The 14636-nt window shown below is 67.8% G+C and carries 13 protein-coding genes; 8 read left to right on the top strand and 5 right to left on the bottom strand.

Annotated elements, in window-relative coordinates; genetic code table 11:
• Positions 1-25 precede the first annotated feature (25 nt).
• On the bottom strand, positions 26-754 hold the full coding sequence (locus UC32_RS04010; RefSeq protein ID WP_045729973.1) for a queuosine precursor transporter: 729 nt from the start codon (positions 752-754) through the stop codon (positions 26-28).
• A 191-nt stretch (positions 755-945) separates the two neighbouring features.
• Here UC32_RS04010 and UC32_RS04015 point away from each other — a divergent pair, with 191 nt between their 5' ends.
• From UC32_RS04015 to UC32_RS04030, 4 genes are all read left to right on the top strand, one after another.
• Complete coding sequence (locus UC32_RS04015; RefSeq protein WP_045729974.1) at positions 946-1602, top strand: TetR/AcrR family transcriptional regulator; 657 nt, start codon at positions 946-948, stop codon at positions 1600-1602.
• A gap of 41 nt (positions 1603-1643) precedes the next feature.
• Positions 1644-2555: a TIGR01777 family oxidoreductase gene (locus UC32_RS04020; protein WP_045729975.1), complete on the top strand. Its 912-nt coding sequence runs from the start codon at positions 1644-1646 to the stop codon at positions 2553-2555.
• Entirely contained in the window at positions 2552-2983 is a 432-nt protein-coding gene (locus UC32_RS04025) for a hypothetical protein (RefSeq protein WP_045729976.1), read from the top strand. Before UC32_RS04020 ends, UC32_RS04025 begins: the two co-directional genes overlap by 4 nt.
• A gap of 70 nt (positions 2984-3053) precedes the next feature.
• A complete protein-coding gene (locus UC32_RS04030) occupies positions 3054-3911 on the top strand; it encodes a hydroxymethylpyrimidine/phosphomethylpyrimidine kinase (RefSeq protein ID WP_045729977.1) in 858 nt (285 codons plus the stop codon).
• A gap of 99 nt (positions 3912-4010) precedes the next feature.
• Here UC32_RS04030 and UC32_RS04035 read toward each other — a convergent pair whose 3' ends face one another.
• From UC32_RS04035 to UC32_RS04045, 3 genes are all read right to left on the bottom strand, one after another.
• Positions 4011-5759, bottom strand: a complete 1749-nt coding sequence (locus UC32_RS04035) for a pyruvate dehydrogenase (protein WP_045729978.1) — start codon at positions 5757-5759, stop codon at positions 4011-4013.
• A 140-nt stretch (positions 5760-5899) separates the two neighbouring features.
• Complete coding sequence (locus UC32_RS20010; RefSeq protein ID WP_161797256.1) at positions 5900-8626, bottom strand: carboxypeptidase regulatory-like domain-containing protein; 2727 nt, start codon at positions 8624-8626, stop codon at positions 5900-5902.
• Positions 8627-8728: 102 nt separating this feature from the next.
• Positions 8729-9328 (bottom strand): TetR/AcrR family transcriptional regulator, encoded by a 600-nt coding sequence (locus UC32_RS04045; RefSeq protein ID WP_045729979.1) that lies wholly within the window; start codon positions 9326-9328, stop codon positions 8729-8731.
• 99 nt (positions 9329-9427) lie between these two features.
• Between UC32_RS04045 and UC32_RS04050 the strand changes: the two genes are divergently transcribed.
• The gene (locus UC32_RS04050; RefSeq protein ID WP_045729980.1) at positions 9428-9715 is read left to right on the top strand and encodes a hypothetical protein; all 288 of its coding nucleotides are present in this window, start codon (positions 9428-9430) and stop codon (positions 9713-9715) included.
• Positions 9716-9789: 74 nt separating this feature from the next.
• On the opposite strand, the gene UC32_RS04055 is transcribed toward UC32_RS04050, so the two are convergent.
• Positions 9790-11208, bottom strand: a complete 1419-nt coding sequence (locus UC32_RS04055; RefSeq protein WP_045730088.1) for an MFS transporter — start codon at positions 11206-11208, stop codon at positions 9790-9792.
• A 238-nt stretch (positions 11209-11446) separates the two neighbouring features.
• Here UC32_RS04055 and UC32_RS04060 point away from each other — a divergent pair, with 238 nt between their 5' ends.
• The 3 genes from UC32_RS04060 to UC32_RS04070 are packed head-to-tail and all read left to right on the top strand — an operon-like array spanning position 11447 to position 14578.
• Positions 11447-12115 (top strand): response regulator transcription factor, encoded by a 669-nt coding sequence (locus UC32_RS04060; RefSeq protein WP_045729981.1) that lies wholly within the window; start codon positions 11447-11449, stop codon positions 12113-12115.
• Positions 12112-13554: a sensor histidine kinase gene (locus tag UC32_RS04065; RefSeq protein ID WP_045729982.1), complete on the top strand. Its 1443-nt coding sequence runs from the start codon at positions 12112-12114 to the stop codon at positions 13552-13554. Before UC32_RS04060 ends, UC32_RS04065 begins: the two co-directional genes overlap by 4 nt.
• Positions 13541-14578 carry a TAXI family TRAP transporter solute-binding subunit gene (locus tag UC32_RS04070; protein WP_045729983.1) on the top strand — a complete coding sequence of 346 codons (1038 nt, stop codon included), beginning with the start codon at positions 13541-13543 and terminating at the stop codon, positions 14576-14578. The genes UC32_RS04065 and UC32_RS04070 overlap by 14 nt, the downstream gene beginning before the upstream one ends.
• Positions 14579-14636: the final 58 nt, after the last annotated feature.

The raw sequence follows: 14636 nt of genomic DNA on the forward strand, positions 1-14636 counted from the left end.
GTCCCCGGCGAGGAAGGAGGCCGCACTAGGAGGCGGCAACCGCCCCGTAACTCGGTTCGCGCTTCTTGACCCACGCGATAACCGACGCCGTCACAGGGACGAAAAGGAACTCCACCAGGGTCTTGTAGACAAACCCCACCACCACGTAGTTCACGAATGTACCGAAGTCCGTGATGCCGATGACGGACGCTGCGATGCTGCAGAAGATCAGGGTGTCCACGAATTCGCCCGCCCCGGAGGACCCCATCAGCCGTGCCCACAGCGACTTCTCGCCCGTGCGCGCCTTCATCTTCACCAGGATCCACGAGTTGATGGTCTGGCCGGCGAGGAACGCAAGGAGCGAGGCCAGCACGATCTGCGGCACGGGGCCGAGTGCCCCCTCCAGTGCTGACTGCTTGGCGATGCTGTACTCGTCGTCGAACCCGGGCAGGGCGATGATCACCCAGTAGCAAACGGATGCGAAGACGGACAGTGCGAAGGTGGCGAAGATGGCCTTGCGCGCCACCTTGAAGCCGTACACCTCGCTGATGACGTCACCCAGGATGTAGGCGAGCGGGAACAGGAAAAAGCCGCCGTCGGTGACGATGGGGCCGATCGCCACACCCTTGGATGCGCCGATGTTGGACAGGATGAGCACCACCGCCATGAAAGCCAGCATGATGCCGAAATATGGCGAGCCGATTGAGGCGAATTTCGCAGGGGATCCCGGCGAGGTGGTTTCGGGCGCGGTGTTGTGTCCTGGGACAGCGGGCATGGCGGAGATCCGTTCGGAGTGGTTCGCTCGGCGGCCGCGGAACCGGGCCGCCGGCTGTATTAGCACTGGGGTTGGTCCATTCTCCCATCGCCACGGTCTGCAAGCACCAGCGAGCAGGGAGAGCAGAAACTGAACACGTTCAAAAGATGTGCCATAATCGTTCTTGAACACGTTCAAATTTGGGGGAACAATTGGCTGCAAAGAGCGAGCAGACCCGGCAGAAGCTCGCAGAGGTGGCCCTGCGGATGTTTCGGGAAATCGGCTTCGAGAAGACCACCATGCGCGCCATCGCGGCCGAGGCAGGCGTCTCCGCCGGCAACGCCTACTACTACTTCGAGTCCAAGGACGACCTGGTCCACGAGCTCTACGTCCAGGTCCAGGCTGAGCACGCCGAACGTGCGGCCGGTGCGCTGGATAAAGCGGGCGGGCTGGCAGAACGGCTCAAAGGCGTCCTCCACGCAGGCCTCGACGTCATGGCCCCCTACCACCGGTTCGGTGCCGACTTTGTGGCCACGGCCATCCGTCCCACCTCCCCCGTCAACCCCTTCTCCGCAGCCTCCACCCCCGCCCGGGAAGCCTCACTGGAGATCTTCCGCAAAGCAGTGGACGGCGCCCGGCCAGCTGTCCCCAGGAAGCTGCGCAGCGATCTGCCCGAACTGCTGTGGCTCTGCTACATGGGCGTCACCCTGTTTTGGGTCTACGACACGTCGGAAGGGCAACAGCGCACCAGGCGGCTGGTGGATGGGGCAGCGCCGCTGATCGCAAAGGGACTGGGGCTGGCCCGCGTTCCCGGTGTGAGCAAAGTCCTGGACGACGTCCTCAACCTCAGCCGCAGCGTCCGCACTTAGGCAGGCGGCAACACATCGTGAAAAACCAACAAGGGGGAACAATGCGCGCAACCAAGACGGTGGTCATCGCCGGCGCTTCGGGTTTCATCGGCAGGTACGTCCGGTCGCGTTTCGAGCAGGACGGCTGGGCCGTGCGGACCATCGGGCGCAAGGGCGCGGGGAGTTCGTCGGCAAGCTGGAACGACGACGACGCCCTCACCAGGGTGCTCAACGGCGCCGATCTCCTGGTCAACCTCGCTGGACGCTCGGTGTCCTGCCGGTACAGCGCGCGGAACAAGGCCGCCATCCTCAGCTCACGTGTCCGGACCACCGAGGCACTGGGCCGCGCCATCGCCCGGTGCCAGGAACCGCCGTCGACGTGGCTGAACGCCAGCACGGGGACCATCTACCGGGACGCCCGGGACCGGCCCCAATCAGAGCACGACGGCGAGCCGGGCACCGGATTCTCCGTGGACGTGGCCCGGGCCTGGGAGGCTGCACTGGAGGCTGCAGCCACGCCGGAGACCCGGAAGATCCCGCTGCGGATCTCCATTGTCCTCAGCCCCGGCGGCGGGGCGCTGCGGCCGTTCGCCAACCTCGCACGGCTGGGCCTGGGCGGGCACATGGGCGACGGAAACCAGAAATTCAGCTGGATCCACGTGGAGGACCTGTACCGGTGCATGCGCTTCCTGCATGCCCGGACGGACATCACCGGACCGGTCAACATTGCGTCCCCGGACGTGGTGAGCAACCACGAGCTGATGCGGCTGGTCCGCCGTGCCTACGGGAAGCGCTTTGGCCTGCCCACCCCCGCCTGGCTCCTCCGCGCGGGCGCTGTGCTGATCCGCACCGAAACGGAACTGGTGCTCAAAAGCCGCTGGGTGCTGCCGCAGAAGCTCCTGTCCGCCGGATTCATCTACCGCCAGCCGGAACTGGGCGGGGCCCTCCAGCAGGTTGCCAAGGGACGGGTGTGAGCAGGCCGCGCCGCGTGGTGTTGGGAACATCGGCCCTGGCCGCAGGCGCAATGGCCAGCCTGGTGTGCCTGGCCCTCGCCTTGGCGTTCCAGAACGGCGGCAACTGGTTCCTTCCCACGTTCCTGGCGACCCTTATCTGGGGAGCCGTGCCCGCCATGGTCCTCGCATTCTGCCTGGGCGCACCCTTGGGTATCCTGCTGCAGCCCGTGCGGAACCAGTGGCTGCATGTTGCCGCATTCGGTGGCCTTGGTGTGCTGATCGGGCTGGGGTTGGGCGCGCTGGGTTCCCGGCCGTGGTCCAGTTCCGACCCGACGTACCTGCTGTCCGCTGCACTCGTGGCGGGCGGCTCCCTGGCCATCGGCCGCCTGGCTGTCTGGCGGTTGGTCCGGGTGGACCCCGAGGGGCGCCAGTCGCACTTGTCTGCCTGAACACGGAAGCGCCGGGTCCCCTGTTCAGCAACACAAGGCAACGCACGACGCCGGATGGCAGGATGGTGGGATGACTTCCGTTTCCACCGGCGCATCGCCGTCCGCCACCACTCCGGCCGTCGTCCTCACCATCGCAGGGTCCGAAGCCACCGGCGGCGCCGGTGCCCAGGCCGATCTGAAGACCTTCCAGGAACTCGGCGTCTTCGGCATCGCCAACCTGACCTGCATCGTGTCCTTCGACCCGAAGGACAACTGGAACCACCGCTTCGTCCCGGTGGACCAGCAGGTGATCGCAGACCAACTGGAGGCGACGGCGGCGGCGTATGGACCGGCGTCGGGCGCTCCCTCCGTGCTGGACACCGTCAAGATCGGCATGCTCGGCAGCCCCGCCACCATCAGCACAGTGGCCGGCTCCCTGAAGGCCAACGGCTTCGGCAACGTGGTGCTGGACCCGGTGCTGATCTGCAAGGGCCAGGAACCCGGCCACGCCCTGGACACGGACCAGGCCCTCAAGGCCGAGATCCTGCCGCTGGCCACCTTCGTGACCCCCAACCACTTTGAGGCAGAATCCCTGAGCGGCCTGGAGATCACCGACGTCGAGTCCCTCAAGGCCGCCGCTGTCCGCATCCACGAACTCAGCGGCGCGGCAGTCCTGGCCAAGGGCGGGGTACGGCTGGACGGCCCGGACGCCGTCGACGTCTTCTTCGACGGCGAAACCCTCGAAGTCCTCAGCGCTCCGAAGGTGGGCGAGGTGGCCGTCTCCGGCGCCGGCTGCTCGCTGGCAGCCGCCGTGACGGCGGAACTCGCCAAGGGCGCATCGCCGCTGCAGGCCGCACGTGCGGCCAAGGAGTTCGTGACCGAGGGCATCCGCAACCGGGTGGCCTCCGGTGCACCGTTCGATGCCCTGTGGCAGGGCGGCGCCCGCTAGCCCAGGCGCAACACGCCACAAAACACCTGAACGCTCCTGCACCGGCCGCAGGAGCGTTCAGGTGTTTAAGCCCCTCATCTGGGGGGTGTCCGGAGACGGTCAGCGCCGGGGGATGTTGCGCAGGTTGCTGCGCGCCATGCTCACGGCCTCGCCCGCCCCGCGGTTCAGGACCACCTTGGACATCGCGGTGGCGAACCCGATCACCTGGGAACCGGAGATCTTCGGCGGGATGGACAGCGCCTTGGGGTCGGTGATGAGCTCCACGAGCGACGGGCCGGGGTGGGCGAACGCTTCCCGGTACGCCGATTCGATCTGCGCCGGATCCGTGACCCGGACGGCGTGGAAGCCCAGCGCCTTGGCCACGGCAGCGTAGTTGGCATCCGGGACGTCCACGCCGAAGTCGGGCAAACCATCCACCAGCATCTCGAGCTTGACCATGCCCAGGGTGGAGTTGTTGAACACCACCACGTTGACCGGCAGCTTGTAGGCGGCGGCGGTGATGAGCTCGCCGAGCAGCATGGACAGGCCGCCGTCGCCGGAGACGGAGATGACCTGCCGGCCGGGGTACGCCAGCTGCGCGCCGATGGCGTGCGGCAGGGCGTTGGCCATGGAGCCGTGGAGGAAGGACCCGATCAGCCGCCGCGTGCCCAGCGGGTTGATGTACCGCGCTGTCCAGACGTTGCACATGCCCGTGTCCGCGGTGAAGATCGCGTCCTCCGCGGCTATCTGGTCCAGCAGCGAGGCCGCGTATTCCGGGTGGATGGGCTGCTTCTTCTCCACCTTGCGGGTGTACGCGCCCACGGCCTTGTTCATCAGCCGGTCGTGCTTCTTGAGCATCTGGTCCAGGAACCTGCGGCTCTTTTTTGCCTTCACCAGGGGCAGCAGCGCGCGCAGGGTTGGCAGCACGTCCCCGTGCACGGCAATGTCGACGTCGGTCCGCCGGCCCAGCCGGTGCGCCACCCTGTCCACCTGCGCGGTGCGGGTGTCCGGCAGGAACTGGTCGTACGGGAAGTCGGTGCCCAAAAGGACCAGGAGATCGGCGTCCTCGATGCCCTCAGCGGCGGCGCCGTAGCCCAGCAGCCCGGTCATGCCGATGTCGAATGGGTTGTCGTACTGGACGAAGTCCTTGCCGCGCAGGGAGTGGCCCACCGGCGCCTTGGCCAGTTCCGCGAGTGCCATCAGTTCGCTGTGGGCGCCTTCGACACCGGCGCCCGCGAAGATGGCGACCTTCCCGGCATCGTTGATGGCGTCCGCCAGGGCCTGGACGCTGGCCGGGTCCGGGACGAGGCTGGCGGGGCGGAAAGTGGCAGGCAGGGGCGTTGGCGCGCTGGCTTCGAGCCCGGCGATGTCGCCGGGAAGGGTCACGACGGCGACTCCGCCCAGTCCCAGCGCGTGCTGGATGGCGCTGTGCATGACGCGCGGCGCCTGCTCGGCAGTGCTCACCAGTTCCGAGTAGACCGAGCATTCGTTGAACAGCCGGTCCGGGTGGGTTTCCTGGAAGAAGCTGCTGCCGATCTGCTTGCTGGGGATGTGGGAGGCAATCGCCAGCACCGGGGCGCCGCTGCGGTTGGCATCGTAAAGCCCATTGATCAGGTGCAGGTTGCCGGGGCCGCAGGACCCGGCGCAGACGGCAAGGCGGCCCGTGAGCTGCGCCTCCGCCGCGGCTGCGAACGCGGCGGCTTCCTCGTGCCGCACGTGGACCCAGTCGATGCCGCCCTTCGCCGAGCCGCCTGTTTGCCGGACGGCGTCCACGATGGGGTTGAGGCTGTCCCCCACAATCCCGTAGATCCGCTGCACGCCGGCAGCCTGGAGTTGTTCGATGAGCTGGGTGGCAAGTTCCTTGGCCATGGGTGCAGACTCCCGCGATGGTGGTGGTGTGCTGACAAGCCCCAATATAGTCCGCGCGGCTCACCGGTCCCTGTTAAGTGGCGCCGCCCACCCGTGCAGCCGGCACGGGTGGGCGGAGAGCCTGTTTGATCCGGAGGGGATCAGCTGATCAGCGCAGTGGCAGCCGAGTAGCGGGCCAGAGCTGTGTACGCCGTCTTGGTGCCGGTGACCCGGACCTTGATGGCGGCTCCCTTGTCAGCGGCCACCAGTTTGTAAGACTGAGCCGTGGCTCCGGTGATGGCAGTGCTGCCGCGGTACCACTGGTAAGCCAGGGTCACCGGCGCGGGTCCCCACGTGCCGGGGTTCGCTGTCAGGGTGCTGCCCACGGTCTTGGTGCCGGTGATTGTCGGAGTGGGACCGCTCAGCGTACCGGCAACAACGGCGGCCGTGGCCGCGGAGGTTTTCGCCGCCGTCGTATATCCGGCTTTGGTGCCGGTGACGCGGACCGTCATGGTCTTGCCCAGGTCAGCGGCTGCCAGAGGGTACGTTGCCGCGGTGGCGCCGCTGATGGCAACGCCGCTGCGGAACCACTGGTAGGCCAGCGTCACCGGCGCTGGACCCCACGTGCCGGGGTTGGCGGTCAGCGTGGCGCCCACCTTGGCGGTGCCGGTGATGGTGGGAACCGGCGCCGTCAGCGCGCCGGCAACTACGGCCGCCGTGGCCGCGGAGGTTTTCGCCGCCGTCGTGTACCCGGCTTTGGTGCCGGTGACACGGACCGTCATGGTCTTACCCAGGTCCGCAGCCGCGACAGGGTACGTCGCCGCCGTGGCGCCGCTGATGGCAACGCCGCTGCGGAACCACTGGTAGGCCAGCGTCACCGGCGCGGGACCCCAAGTGCCGGGGTTGGCGGTCAGCGTGGCGCCCACCCTGGCGGTGCCGGTGATGGTGGGAACCGGTGCCGTCAGCGCGCCGGCAACTACGGCCGCCGTGGCCGCGGAGGTTTTCGCCGCCGTCGTATATCCGGCTTTGGTGCCGGTGACGCGGACCGTCATGGTCTTGCCCAGGTCAGCGGCTGCCAGAGGGTACGTTGCCGCGGTGGCGCCGCTGATGGCAACGCCGCTGCGGAACCACTGGTAGGCCAGGGTCACCGGCGCGGGACCCCAGGTGCCGGGGTTGGCGGTCAGCGTGGCGCCCACCCTGGCGGTGCCGGTGATGGTGGGAACCGGCGCCGTCAGCGCGTCTGCGGCAACCGTTACCGAGGCCTGGCCGTAGTACGGCTGGAGCGGCCAGGCGTGAACGCTGAGGCGGGCGATGACCTTCTTGCCGGCGTCGGCCGCCGTGAGGGCAAAGGTTTTGGTGTTGGAGCGGTAGTCTGGGGCGCCGTTGACGAACCAGTCGTAGTACGGCCCGAACTCGGGGGTGGGCGTCAGCGTTCCGTGGTCCACGGTGAGGGTATTGCCGGCGCTGGGGGTCCCGGTGATGGTGAACGGCTTGGACGCCGTGGTGGCGTCCGCACCTGCCTGCCCGGCGTGCACCGTGTCCGTATAGGAGGCGTAGCCGGACTTGCTTCCGGTGACCTTGGCGAAGATGTCATAGCCGGCGTCTGCAGACGTGACGGTGTAGGTGGCGGCGGTGGCACCGGCGATGTCGGTCGCCTCTGAACCCTTGGTGCGGTGCCACTGGTAGGCGAGGGTTACGGGCGCCGGACCCCAGACTCCCGGATCAACTGTCAGGGTCTGGGCTGCCTGGACTGAACCATAAGCGAAGATCCGGCCAGGAGACAGCGAGAGTCCGGCCACTTCCAACTGCATAGGCACCTGCACACGTTGCCCGGCGGTGGTCGCCGTCAGCACCGCGGCGGTGTCGATGGTGGGCGCGTTGTTGTAGCACTCGGACTTGTAACGGTACTGCCGGGGTTCACCGTAGTAGGTGTCGAAGACGCAGATCTTGTACTTCTTGCCCACCGTCATGCGCCAGTAGATCTTGCCGTTGGCGTCGGAGGTCAGCGGGCCCATCTGGGGGCCGTCCCAGGCGCCGGTGGCATCGTTGAAGACGTAGGGGACGTAGCCCACTTCTGCGATGGGTGCTCCCGCCGGGTCTGTGACGGTGGCTTCCAGGACTGTCTCGTTCTTCAGGACGAAGTTGGCGTTGGTCCACTTGACGCCTGGCGGGACAGTGGCGGCGGCGTAGGTGTCAACGCCCTGCGACCCGTTCCAGTACTGCTCCAGGTAGAGGCGCTGGCCTGAATCGTCCCGCACGCTGATGTAGGCCTGGTTCGGCGAAACTTTGGCCAGCGTGTAGTAGCCGTTGGCGTCCGGCCGCGCCGTGCTGTACTGGCCACCATTGGCGGGCGAGGCGGAGATCTCGGCGGCCGTCACGGGCTGGCCGGCAGAGTTCGTTATCCGCCCGCTCATGGTGCCGTAAGCCTCGAGCTGCGGGTTGTAGGTAGTGGTGGGTGCGGCGTCGGAGACGGCCAACGGGGTGGAGTTGTAGGCACCGGAGGAATTGCCGTTCCATTCGTCCGCGTAGGTGTCGGCGCAGGGGTTGCTTCCGCAGGTGATCCAGATTTTGTAGCTGCCCGCTGCCGGGACGGTGAAACTGTACGTGCCGTCGGCGCCGGACCACGCGCCCGCCACGAAGGAGGCGCTCGAGTCGCTGGTGTAGGCGCCCACCCAGGCGTTCCCCAGGGCCGCGGGAGTCGCGGTGGCGGTCAGCTTGCCTTTGACCACGCCCTTGAAGGTGTAGGTGGCGGCGTGCGCAGGCACGGCTCCGGCAAAGAGGCCGGCGGCGAGGAGTACGGCTGCGGCAAGGACGGCCCGGGCCCGGACCCACGCCCCTTGCCTTGGGTTTTGATGCGGCTGTGACAGGGCAGGGCGCGGCAACGGCATGGGATGAGTCCTTTTCCCCCAGAAAGTGACAGTGTGAACCGAGCGGTTCACAGTCATCCTAGGCGCCGGTCAAGGCCGGGGCCATGGGGAGTTCTGCCCGCCTTAGGCCGCCGCTGCCGCTTCTTCAAGCAGGGCGCCGGCCATCAGGGTTGCGGTCCGCACAATGAAAGCACGACGGCGGACGGCCCGGTGGGTGCCGCCGCCCGCCAGCAGCGCGTCGATCTGGGGCAGGACGGGCCAACCGTCGCAGAGCGTGACCACAGTGATCAGCAGGTCCGCGGCGTCCTCCCGGGCCACGCCGGGAAGCACCTCCATCACCTGCCCCACCTTGATGGCGCAGTGGTCCGTCCGGGTGGCCCTGCTGACGGTTTCGCTCCCCCGCTCCAGCCCTTCCCAGAACACCAGCCGCGGCAGCACGCCGTCGGTGGTGTGCCGGTCGAAGAGCCTGCCCGCGTAGTCGCCGAATGCTTCGGGTCCGGTTCCCTGGATGGGAACCTCGGTCATGACGCGGATCATCTCGGCGGCCAGGACGGCGTCGAACAGTTCGTCCTTCTTGCCGAAGTACTGGTAGATGCGTTCCTTGTTGACCCCGGCGGCTGCGGCGATCCGGTCAACCCGCGCGCCGGCCAGGCCGTTGGCGCTGAACTCCTCCGTGGCGGCAGCCAGCAGCAGTTCCTTGGTGCGTTCCGTGTTCCAGGCCATGGCACCAGTTTACGCAATTCCAACCAACCAGTTGCAATTGCCGGACGCGGCGCATATTCTCGGTTCACACCAAAAGCAACTAATTAGTTGGAGATTTTCATGGAGACCGCTCCCGGCCCCGCCGTCCTCACCCCACCCGCCGCTTCTGCGCCCGCCTCGCCGCCGGCTGTTCCGTCCGTCCATGTCCGGGCGGCCATCACCTGGCTGGCGATCTTCCCGCTGGTAGCCCTCGGCATGATGGCCTCCGCACCGCTGACCGAGGGATGGCATCCGGTTTTCAAAGCCCTGACCCTGACCCTCGTGGTGGTCCCCACCGCCGTCTACCTGGTGGTGCCCCGGATGATGAGGGCCCATGCCTCGTTGATCCGCCGCCGCCCAAGAGGCTGATTACACCGCGCTTTAAACGCAACGGCGCCCGTCCCCCTCAAGCGGGGAACGGGCGCGGTGCGTACTGCGGACGCTCAGCGCTTGGCGGCGGCCAAGCGATCGTCGTCGTCCGCGCTGGAAGCCGCACCGGCGTCCCAGGCGTGGCCCTGTTCCTGGTCCAGGTGGGTCGACTTCTTGTTCTTGAGCGCGAAGATGTAGACCAGCAGCGACACCCCAATGGCCACGGTGACGTAGGTGAAGAGCAGTTCCACCTGGCCAGCCTTCTGCAGGGCTGCGCCGATCAGCGGGACGGTGCCGCCGAACATCGAGTTGGCGAGCGCGTAGCCCAGCCCCACGCCGAGTGCGCGGATCGAGGCGGGGAACAGTTCGGCCTTGACCAGGGCGTTGATGGAGGTGTAGCCGCCCATGATCAGCAGCCCGCCCATCATCAGCAGGAACGCGACCACCGGGTCCTTGGTGCCGGCGAGCGCGGACATCAGCGGCCACGTAAACAGCACGCCGGTGATGCCGAACCAGAGCAGCAGGGGCTTGCGGCCGATCTTGTCCGAGATGATGCCGTAGACGGGCTGCAGCAGCATGAAGATGAAGAGCGCCCAGAAGTTGATCACCGAGGTGGTTTCCTTGGGAATCCCGCTGGTGTTGTTCATGAAGCTGAGGATGAAGTTGGTGTACGTGTAGAACGCCACGGTGCCGCCCAGGGTGACGCCGATGCAGATCAGCAGCGCCCTCCAGTGCTTGGTGAAGAGCAGCTTCAGTGTTCCGGGCTGTGCCTCGCCGGAAGATTTCGCACCGGAGGCCGCTTCCACCTGGCTGGCGGAGACGGTTTCCTCCATGGAACGCCGGAGCCACAGGACCACCAGTGCAGCCACGCCGCCAATGGCGAACGGAATGCGCCAGCCCCACTCGGTCAGGGCTTCTTTGCCCAGGGCGTTCTGCAGGATCACCAGGACCAGCAGGGCCAGCATCTGGCCGCCGATCAGGGTGACGTACTGGAAGCTGGAGAAGAAGCCGCGGCGCTTGGCGGTGGCGGCCTCAGACATGTAGGTGGCACTGGTGCCGTACTCGCCGCCCACGGAGAAGCCCTGAACCAGGCGCGCCAGGACCAGCAGGACCAGGGCCCAGACGCCGATTACGTCCTTGGTGGGCAGGATGGCGATGAAGAACGACCCGGCGGACATCATGGTCACGCTCAGCGTCAAAGCGGCTTTCCGGCCCCGGCGGTCGGCGAACCGGCCGAAGAACCAGCTGCCGATGGGCCGCATGAGGAAGGTGACGGCGAAGACAGCCATGCCTTCGAGGGCACCCTGCAGCGGGTCCTTGGAATTGAAGAAGTGTGGCTGGAAGTAGGCCAGGAACGCCGTGTAGATGTAGACGTCGTACCATTCCACCAGGTTTCCGGCGGAGCCCTTGAGGATGTTGCCCACGGCCCGGCGGGTTTGTGCCGCCTCGGACTGGGCTGCCCCCGTCAGCGGCGCTGCTTGTTCGGTGCTCATCATGAACCTTCCTTGGTGTGACGGTCTCCCGAAAGCGCGGAGGACCTCCACCAAACTATGGGTGATCCACGGCACAGCCAACGCGGAAGCGGGTTTCCTAACACTTCCTTAGGAATAGGCAATTCCCCGATACCGAGCGCCGGTTCCCTGTGAGGCGGTAATCTCCAAAGGCGGGTTAGTCCCCGCGCCGGACCCCCTCCCGGCCCGCGCCCCTCCCCCAAGGACAAGGAACATGGCCATGGAAGTGCTCATCGTCGAGGACGACGACGCCATGGCAGGTGCGCTGGCGGCGGGTGTTGCGACGGCGGGCCACAGGACCACCAGGGTGGCTCGCGGAGCGGACGCTCTGCTGGTCCACCGGGACTTCGAGGTGATCCTCCTGGACCTCGGGCTGCCGGACATGGACGGCCTGGACGTCCTCCGCAAGCTTCGCCAGATCACCGACTGCCCCATCCTCATCCTCACCGCCCGCGACGACGAACGCAGCGTGGTCCTGGGGCTTCGCTCCGGCGCCGATGACTACCTGGTCAAACCCGTGAAGCTCGTGGAACTGCTGGCACGCATCGAGGCCGTTACCCGGCGGGCGGGCCGCCGTACCGGCACCGTGCCGGACACCATCGTCCTGGGCGACCTCGACATTGACCTGGGCCGGCGCGTCGCATCCAGGGACGGCGCTGTCCTCCCGCTGACGGCCACGGAATTCGAGCTCCTGGCCCTCCTTGCCCGGCACGCCGGCTCGGTGGTCACCCGGGAGCAGATCCTCGACGCCCTGTGGGGCGATGCCTTCCTGGCCTCATCCCGGTCCCTGGATGTGCACCTGACCGGGTTGCGCGCAAAACTGCAGAAGCCCGGTTTCATCATCAACGTCCGGGGCGTGGGCTACCGGGTGGAAGCGGATCCGGCGTGAGGCTGCGGGTCCTTGGCGTCCTCAGCGTGCTGTGCCTCGTGGTGGTGTTCCTGGCGTCCGGCACCATCCTGTCCTCGGCGGCGCGGGAGCTGACGCAGGAGGTCCAGATCAACCGGGTGGCGTCCCTGAACCGGCTGGCCCAGGTTGCTTTCGATGCGGCCGGCGACGGCGATACCGCGCGGCTGCAGCGCGAGATGGACACGTACTCCGCCCTCTATGCCGAGGGGATCGTGGTCCGGCTGCAGCAGGAGACGCTCAGCTCGGGAGGACTCAGCGAATCGCGCTCCGACGTGCAGGATGCGCTGTCCCTGGCCCGGCTGAACGTCAACGGCACCGCACTGGCGCCGCTGGAGCCGCTCGGTTCCGGCTCCGAGGTGATCTTCCGCCCCTTCGGCAGCGCCAACCAGGTGCTGGGTGGCGTGGCCATGGACGTCAATCTCGACGCCGCCCGGGCAAAGCTGCAGCAGCGCTGGCTCGTGGTGGGAGCCGCCGCCGTCGCCCTCGCTGCCGTCCTGCTGCTGGCCGCCGCGCGCGTGACCGGCTGGGTGCTGCGGCCCGTCCTGCGGCTGAACTCCGCCGTAACCGAACTGGGCCGCACGGGCCGGGCAGGGCGGCTGCCGGAGGACGGCCCGCCGGAACTGCGCGAACTGAGCAGGTCCTTTTCTGCCATGGCGCGGACGGTCAGCGACAGCATCGACTCGCAGCGCCAACTGATTGCCGATACGTCGCACCAGCTGCGGAACCCCATCGGAGCGCTCCGGCTTCGGCTGGACGTGCTCCAGCTTGAACTGAAGTCCGAACGGGAACACGACGCCGCCGCCAGTGCGGTGGCCGAACTGGAGCGGGTGGAGGAGATCCTGGATGACGTCCTGAAGCTGGCCGCCGCCGAGCATCGGGCCAGCGAGGACGCCGTCCGGGACTTCAACAGCCCGGGGGCCAGGCCCGTTGCTGCGCCGATCGACCCGTACCCCGTCCTGCAGGAGGAAGTGGAGCGGGCTGCCCCCGCTGCGGGCCGCGCCGGCGTGCGGCTGGTCATCGCTCCCCCGCCACCGGCCCCGGTCCTGGTAGCGTGCGAGCCGGCCGAGCTTGCCCAGATGGTGGGCGAGCTCGTGGGCAACGCAGTCAAGTACGCACCCGGGGCCTCCGTCACTGCCGCCGTCAGGGCGGAGTTTTCCACGGTCACGGTGGAGATTTACGACGACGGCCCGGGGCTTTCAGAACAGGACCTCGCCCAGGCGTCAACAAGATTTTGGCGGGCGCCGCAGCACGCCTCGGTCCGGGGAACAGGCCTGGGCATGACGATCGTGGGTGAACTGGCGGCGGCCAACGGTGGCCGCCTGGTCCTGGGAACCGCGTCACCGCACGGACTGTCTGCCCGGCTCGAATTTCCTGTTCCGGTGCTGGGCAGCCTCTCCGAAGGCGGGGATGGACGTGGCTGAGGCCGGAACGTCCGGCCTTACCGGTGCCGGCTTCCCTAGGCGGTCCCTCCTGAAAAACGGGGCAGGCCTGGCAGCAGCGGCCCTCCTCCCGGCCATGCTGTCCGCCTGCAGCGGGAACCGGCCCGGGCTGCTGACCGTGGCCGGCGGTGAGGCGGGTGGCTTCTACCTCGAGTTCTCAACGCTCCTGGCCGCGTCCCTGGAACGCCACGGCGTGGCCCAGAAAGCTGTAGCCGTGGCCACCGGCGGCAGCCTGGATAATCTGGCGCAGTTGCGGGAGGGAAGGGCCACTCTTGCCGTATCCCTTGCCGATGCGGTTGCCGGCCCTGCCGGGGCTGGGGGCGCCACGGCAGGCGAGGGCGTCGCGCCACTGGCCGCGCTGGGGAAGGTCTACGAAAATTACGTCCATTGCATCGTGCGTAAGGGCAGCAGCATCACTGCCCTGGCACAGTTGTCCGGGCGGACCGTGGCAGTGGGCCAGCCGGGTTCGGGGACGTCGCTCACCACGCCGCGGCTGCTCGCGGCAGCGGGCCTTGCTACCCCGGCGGAAGGCGGTCCGGCGGCGGAAGGCAGCGTCGCCGTCGTCAGCCTGGGCCTGAACGACGGCCTGGCGGCCCTGAAGGCCGGTACCGTGGACGCCTTGTTCTGGTCCGGCGGCGTGCCCACGGCCGCCATCACCGCAGCGCAGCGGGAGGTGCCGCTGGCGCTGCTGGACCTCTCCTCCCTGCTGCCGGAACTGCGCGTCCGGCATGGTGCCCAGTACGACCGCGTGTTCATCCCCGCCGAAAGCTACCCCGGTGTACCCGCCGTCTGGACCGTGGGTACAGCCAACCTGTTGCTGTGCCGCGCCGACCTGGACGCCGGGACGGTCGAGCGGACCGTCCAGCTCCTGGTGAACCACGCCGGCGAACTGATTCCGCAGTCCAGCCTCGGCGTGCAGTTCCTCAGCCCGGAAACGCTGATCAACACCGCCGGCATTCCCCTGCACCCCGCTGCCGCAGCCGCGTACCGGGCACTGCACGGCTAGCAACGCGCTTGGTAACGGCGGCCCTCCCACCGACGCGCACTCTCTCGTGGCGGCTCTC

It is taken from the genome of Pseudarthrobacter chlorophenolicus (genome assembly GCF_000962805.1).
Lineage (GTDB): Bacteria > Actinomycetota > Actinomycetes > Actinomycetales > Micrococcaceae > Arthrobacter > Arthrobacter chlorophenolicus_A.

Bases quoted from the DNA above. Each gene is read 5' to 3' on its own strand.
- UC32_RS04010 (WP_045729973.1), bottom strand. From the start codon at position 754: ATGCCCGCTGTCCCAGGACACAACACCGCGCCCGAAACCACCTCGCCG.
- UC32_RS04020 (WP_045729975.1), top strand. From the start codon at position 1,644: ATGCGCGCAACCAAGACGGTGGTCATCGCCGGCGCTTCGGGTTTCATC.
- UC32_RS04030 (WP_045729977.1), top strand. From the start codon at position 3,054: ATGACTTCCGTTTCCACCGGCGCATCGCCGTCCGCCACCACTCCGGCC.
- UC32_RS04035 (WP_045729978.1), bottom strand. From the start codon at position 5,759: ATGGCCAAGGAACTTGCCACCCAGCTCATCGAACAACTCCAGGCTGCC.
- UC32_RS20010 (WP_161797256.1), bottom strand. From the start codon at position 8,626: ATGCCGTTGCCGCGCCCTGCCCTGTCACAGCCGCATCAAAACCCAAGG.
- UC32_RS04045 (WP_045729979.1), bottom strand. From the start codon at position 9,328: ATGGCCTGGAACACGGAACGCACCAAGGAACTGCTGCTGGCTGCCGCC.
- UC32_RS04050 (WP_045729980.1), top strand. From the start codon at position 9,428: ATGGAGACCGCTCCCGGCCCCGCCGTCCTCACCCCACCCGCCGCTTCT.
- UC32_RS04055 (WP_045730088.1), bottom strand. From the start codon at position 11,208: ATGAGCACCGAACAAGCAGCGCCGCTGACGGGGGCAGCCCAGTCCGAG.
- UC32_RS04060 (WP_045729981.1), top strand. From the start codon at position 11,447: ATGGAAGTGCTCATCGTCGAGGACGACGACGCCATGGCAGGTGCGCTG.
- UC32_RS04070 (WP_045729983.1), top strand. From the start codon at position 13,541: ATGGACGTGGCTGAGGCCGGAACGTCCGGCCTTACCGGTGCCGGCTTC.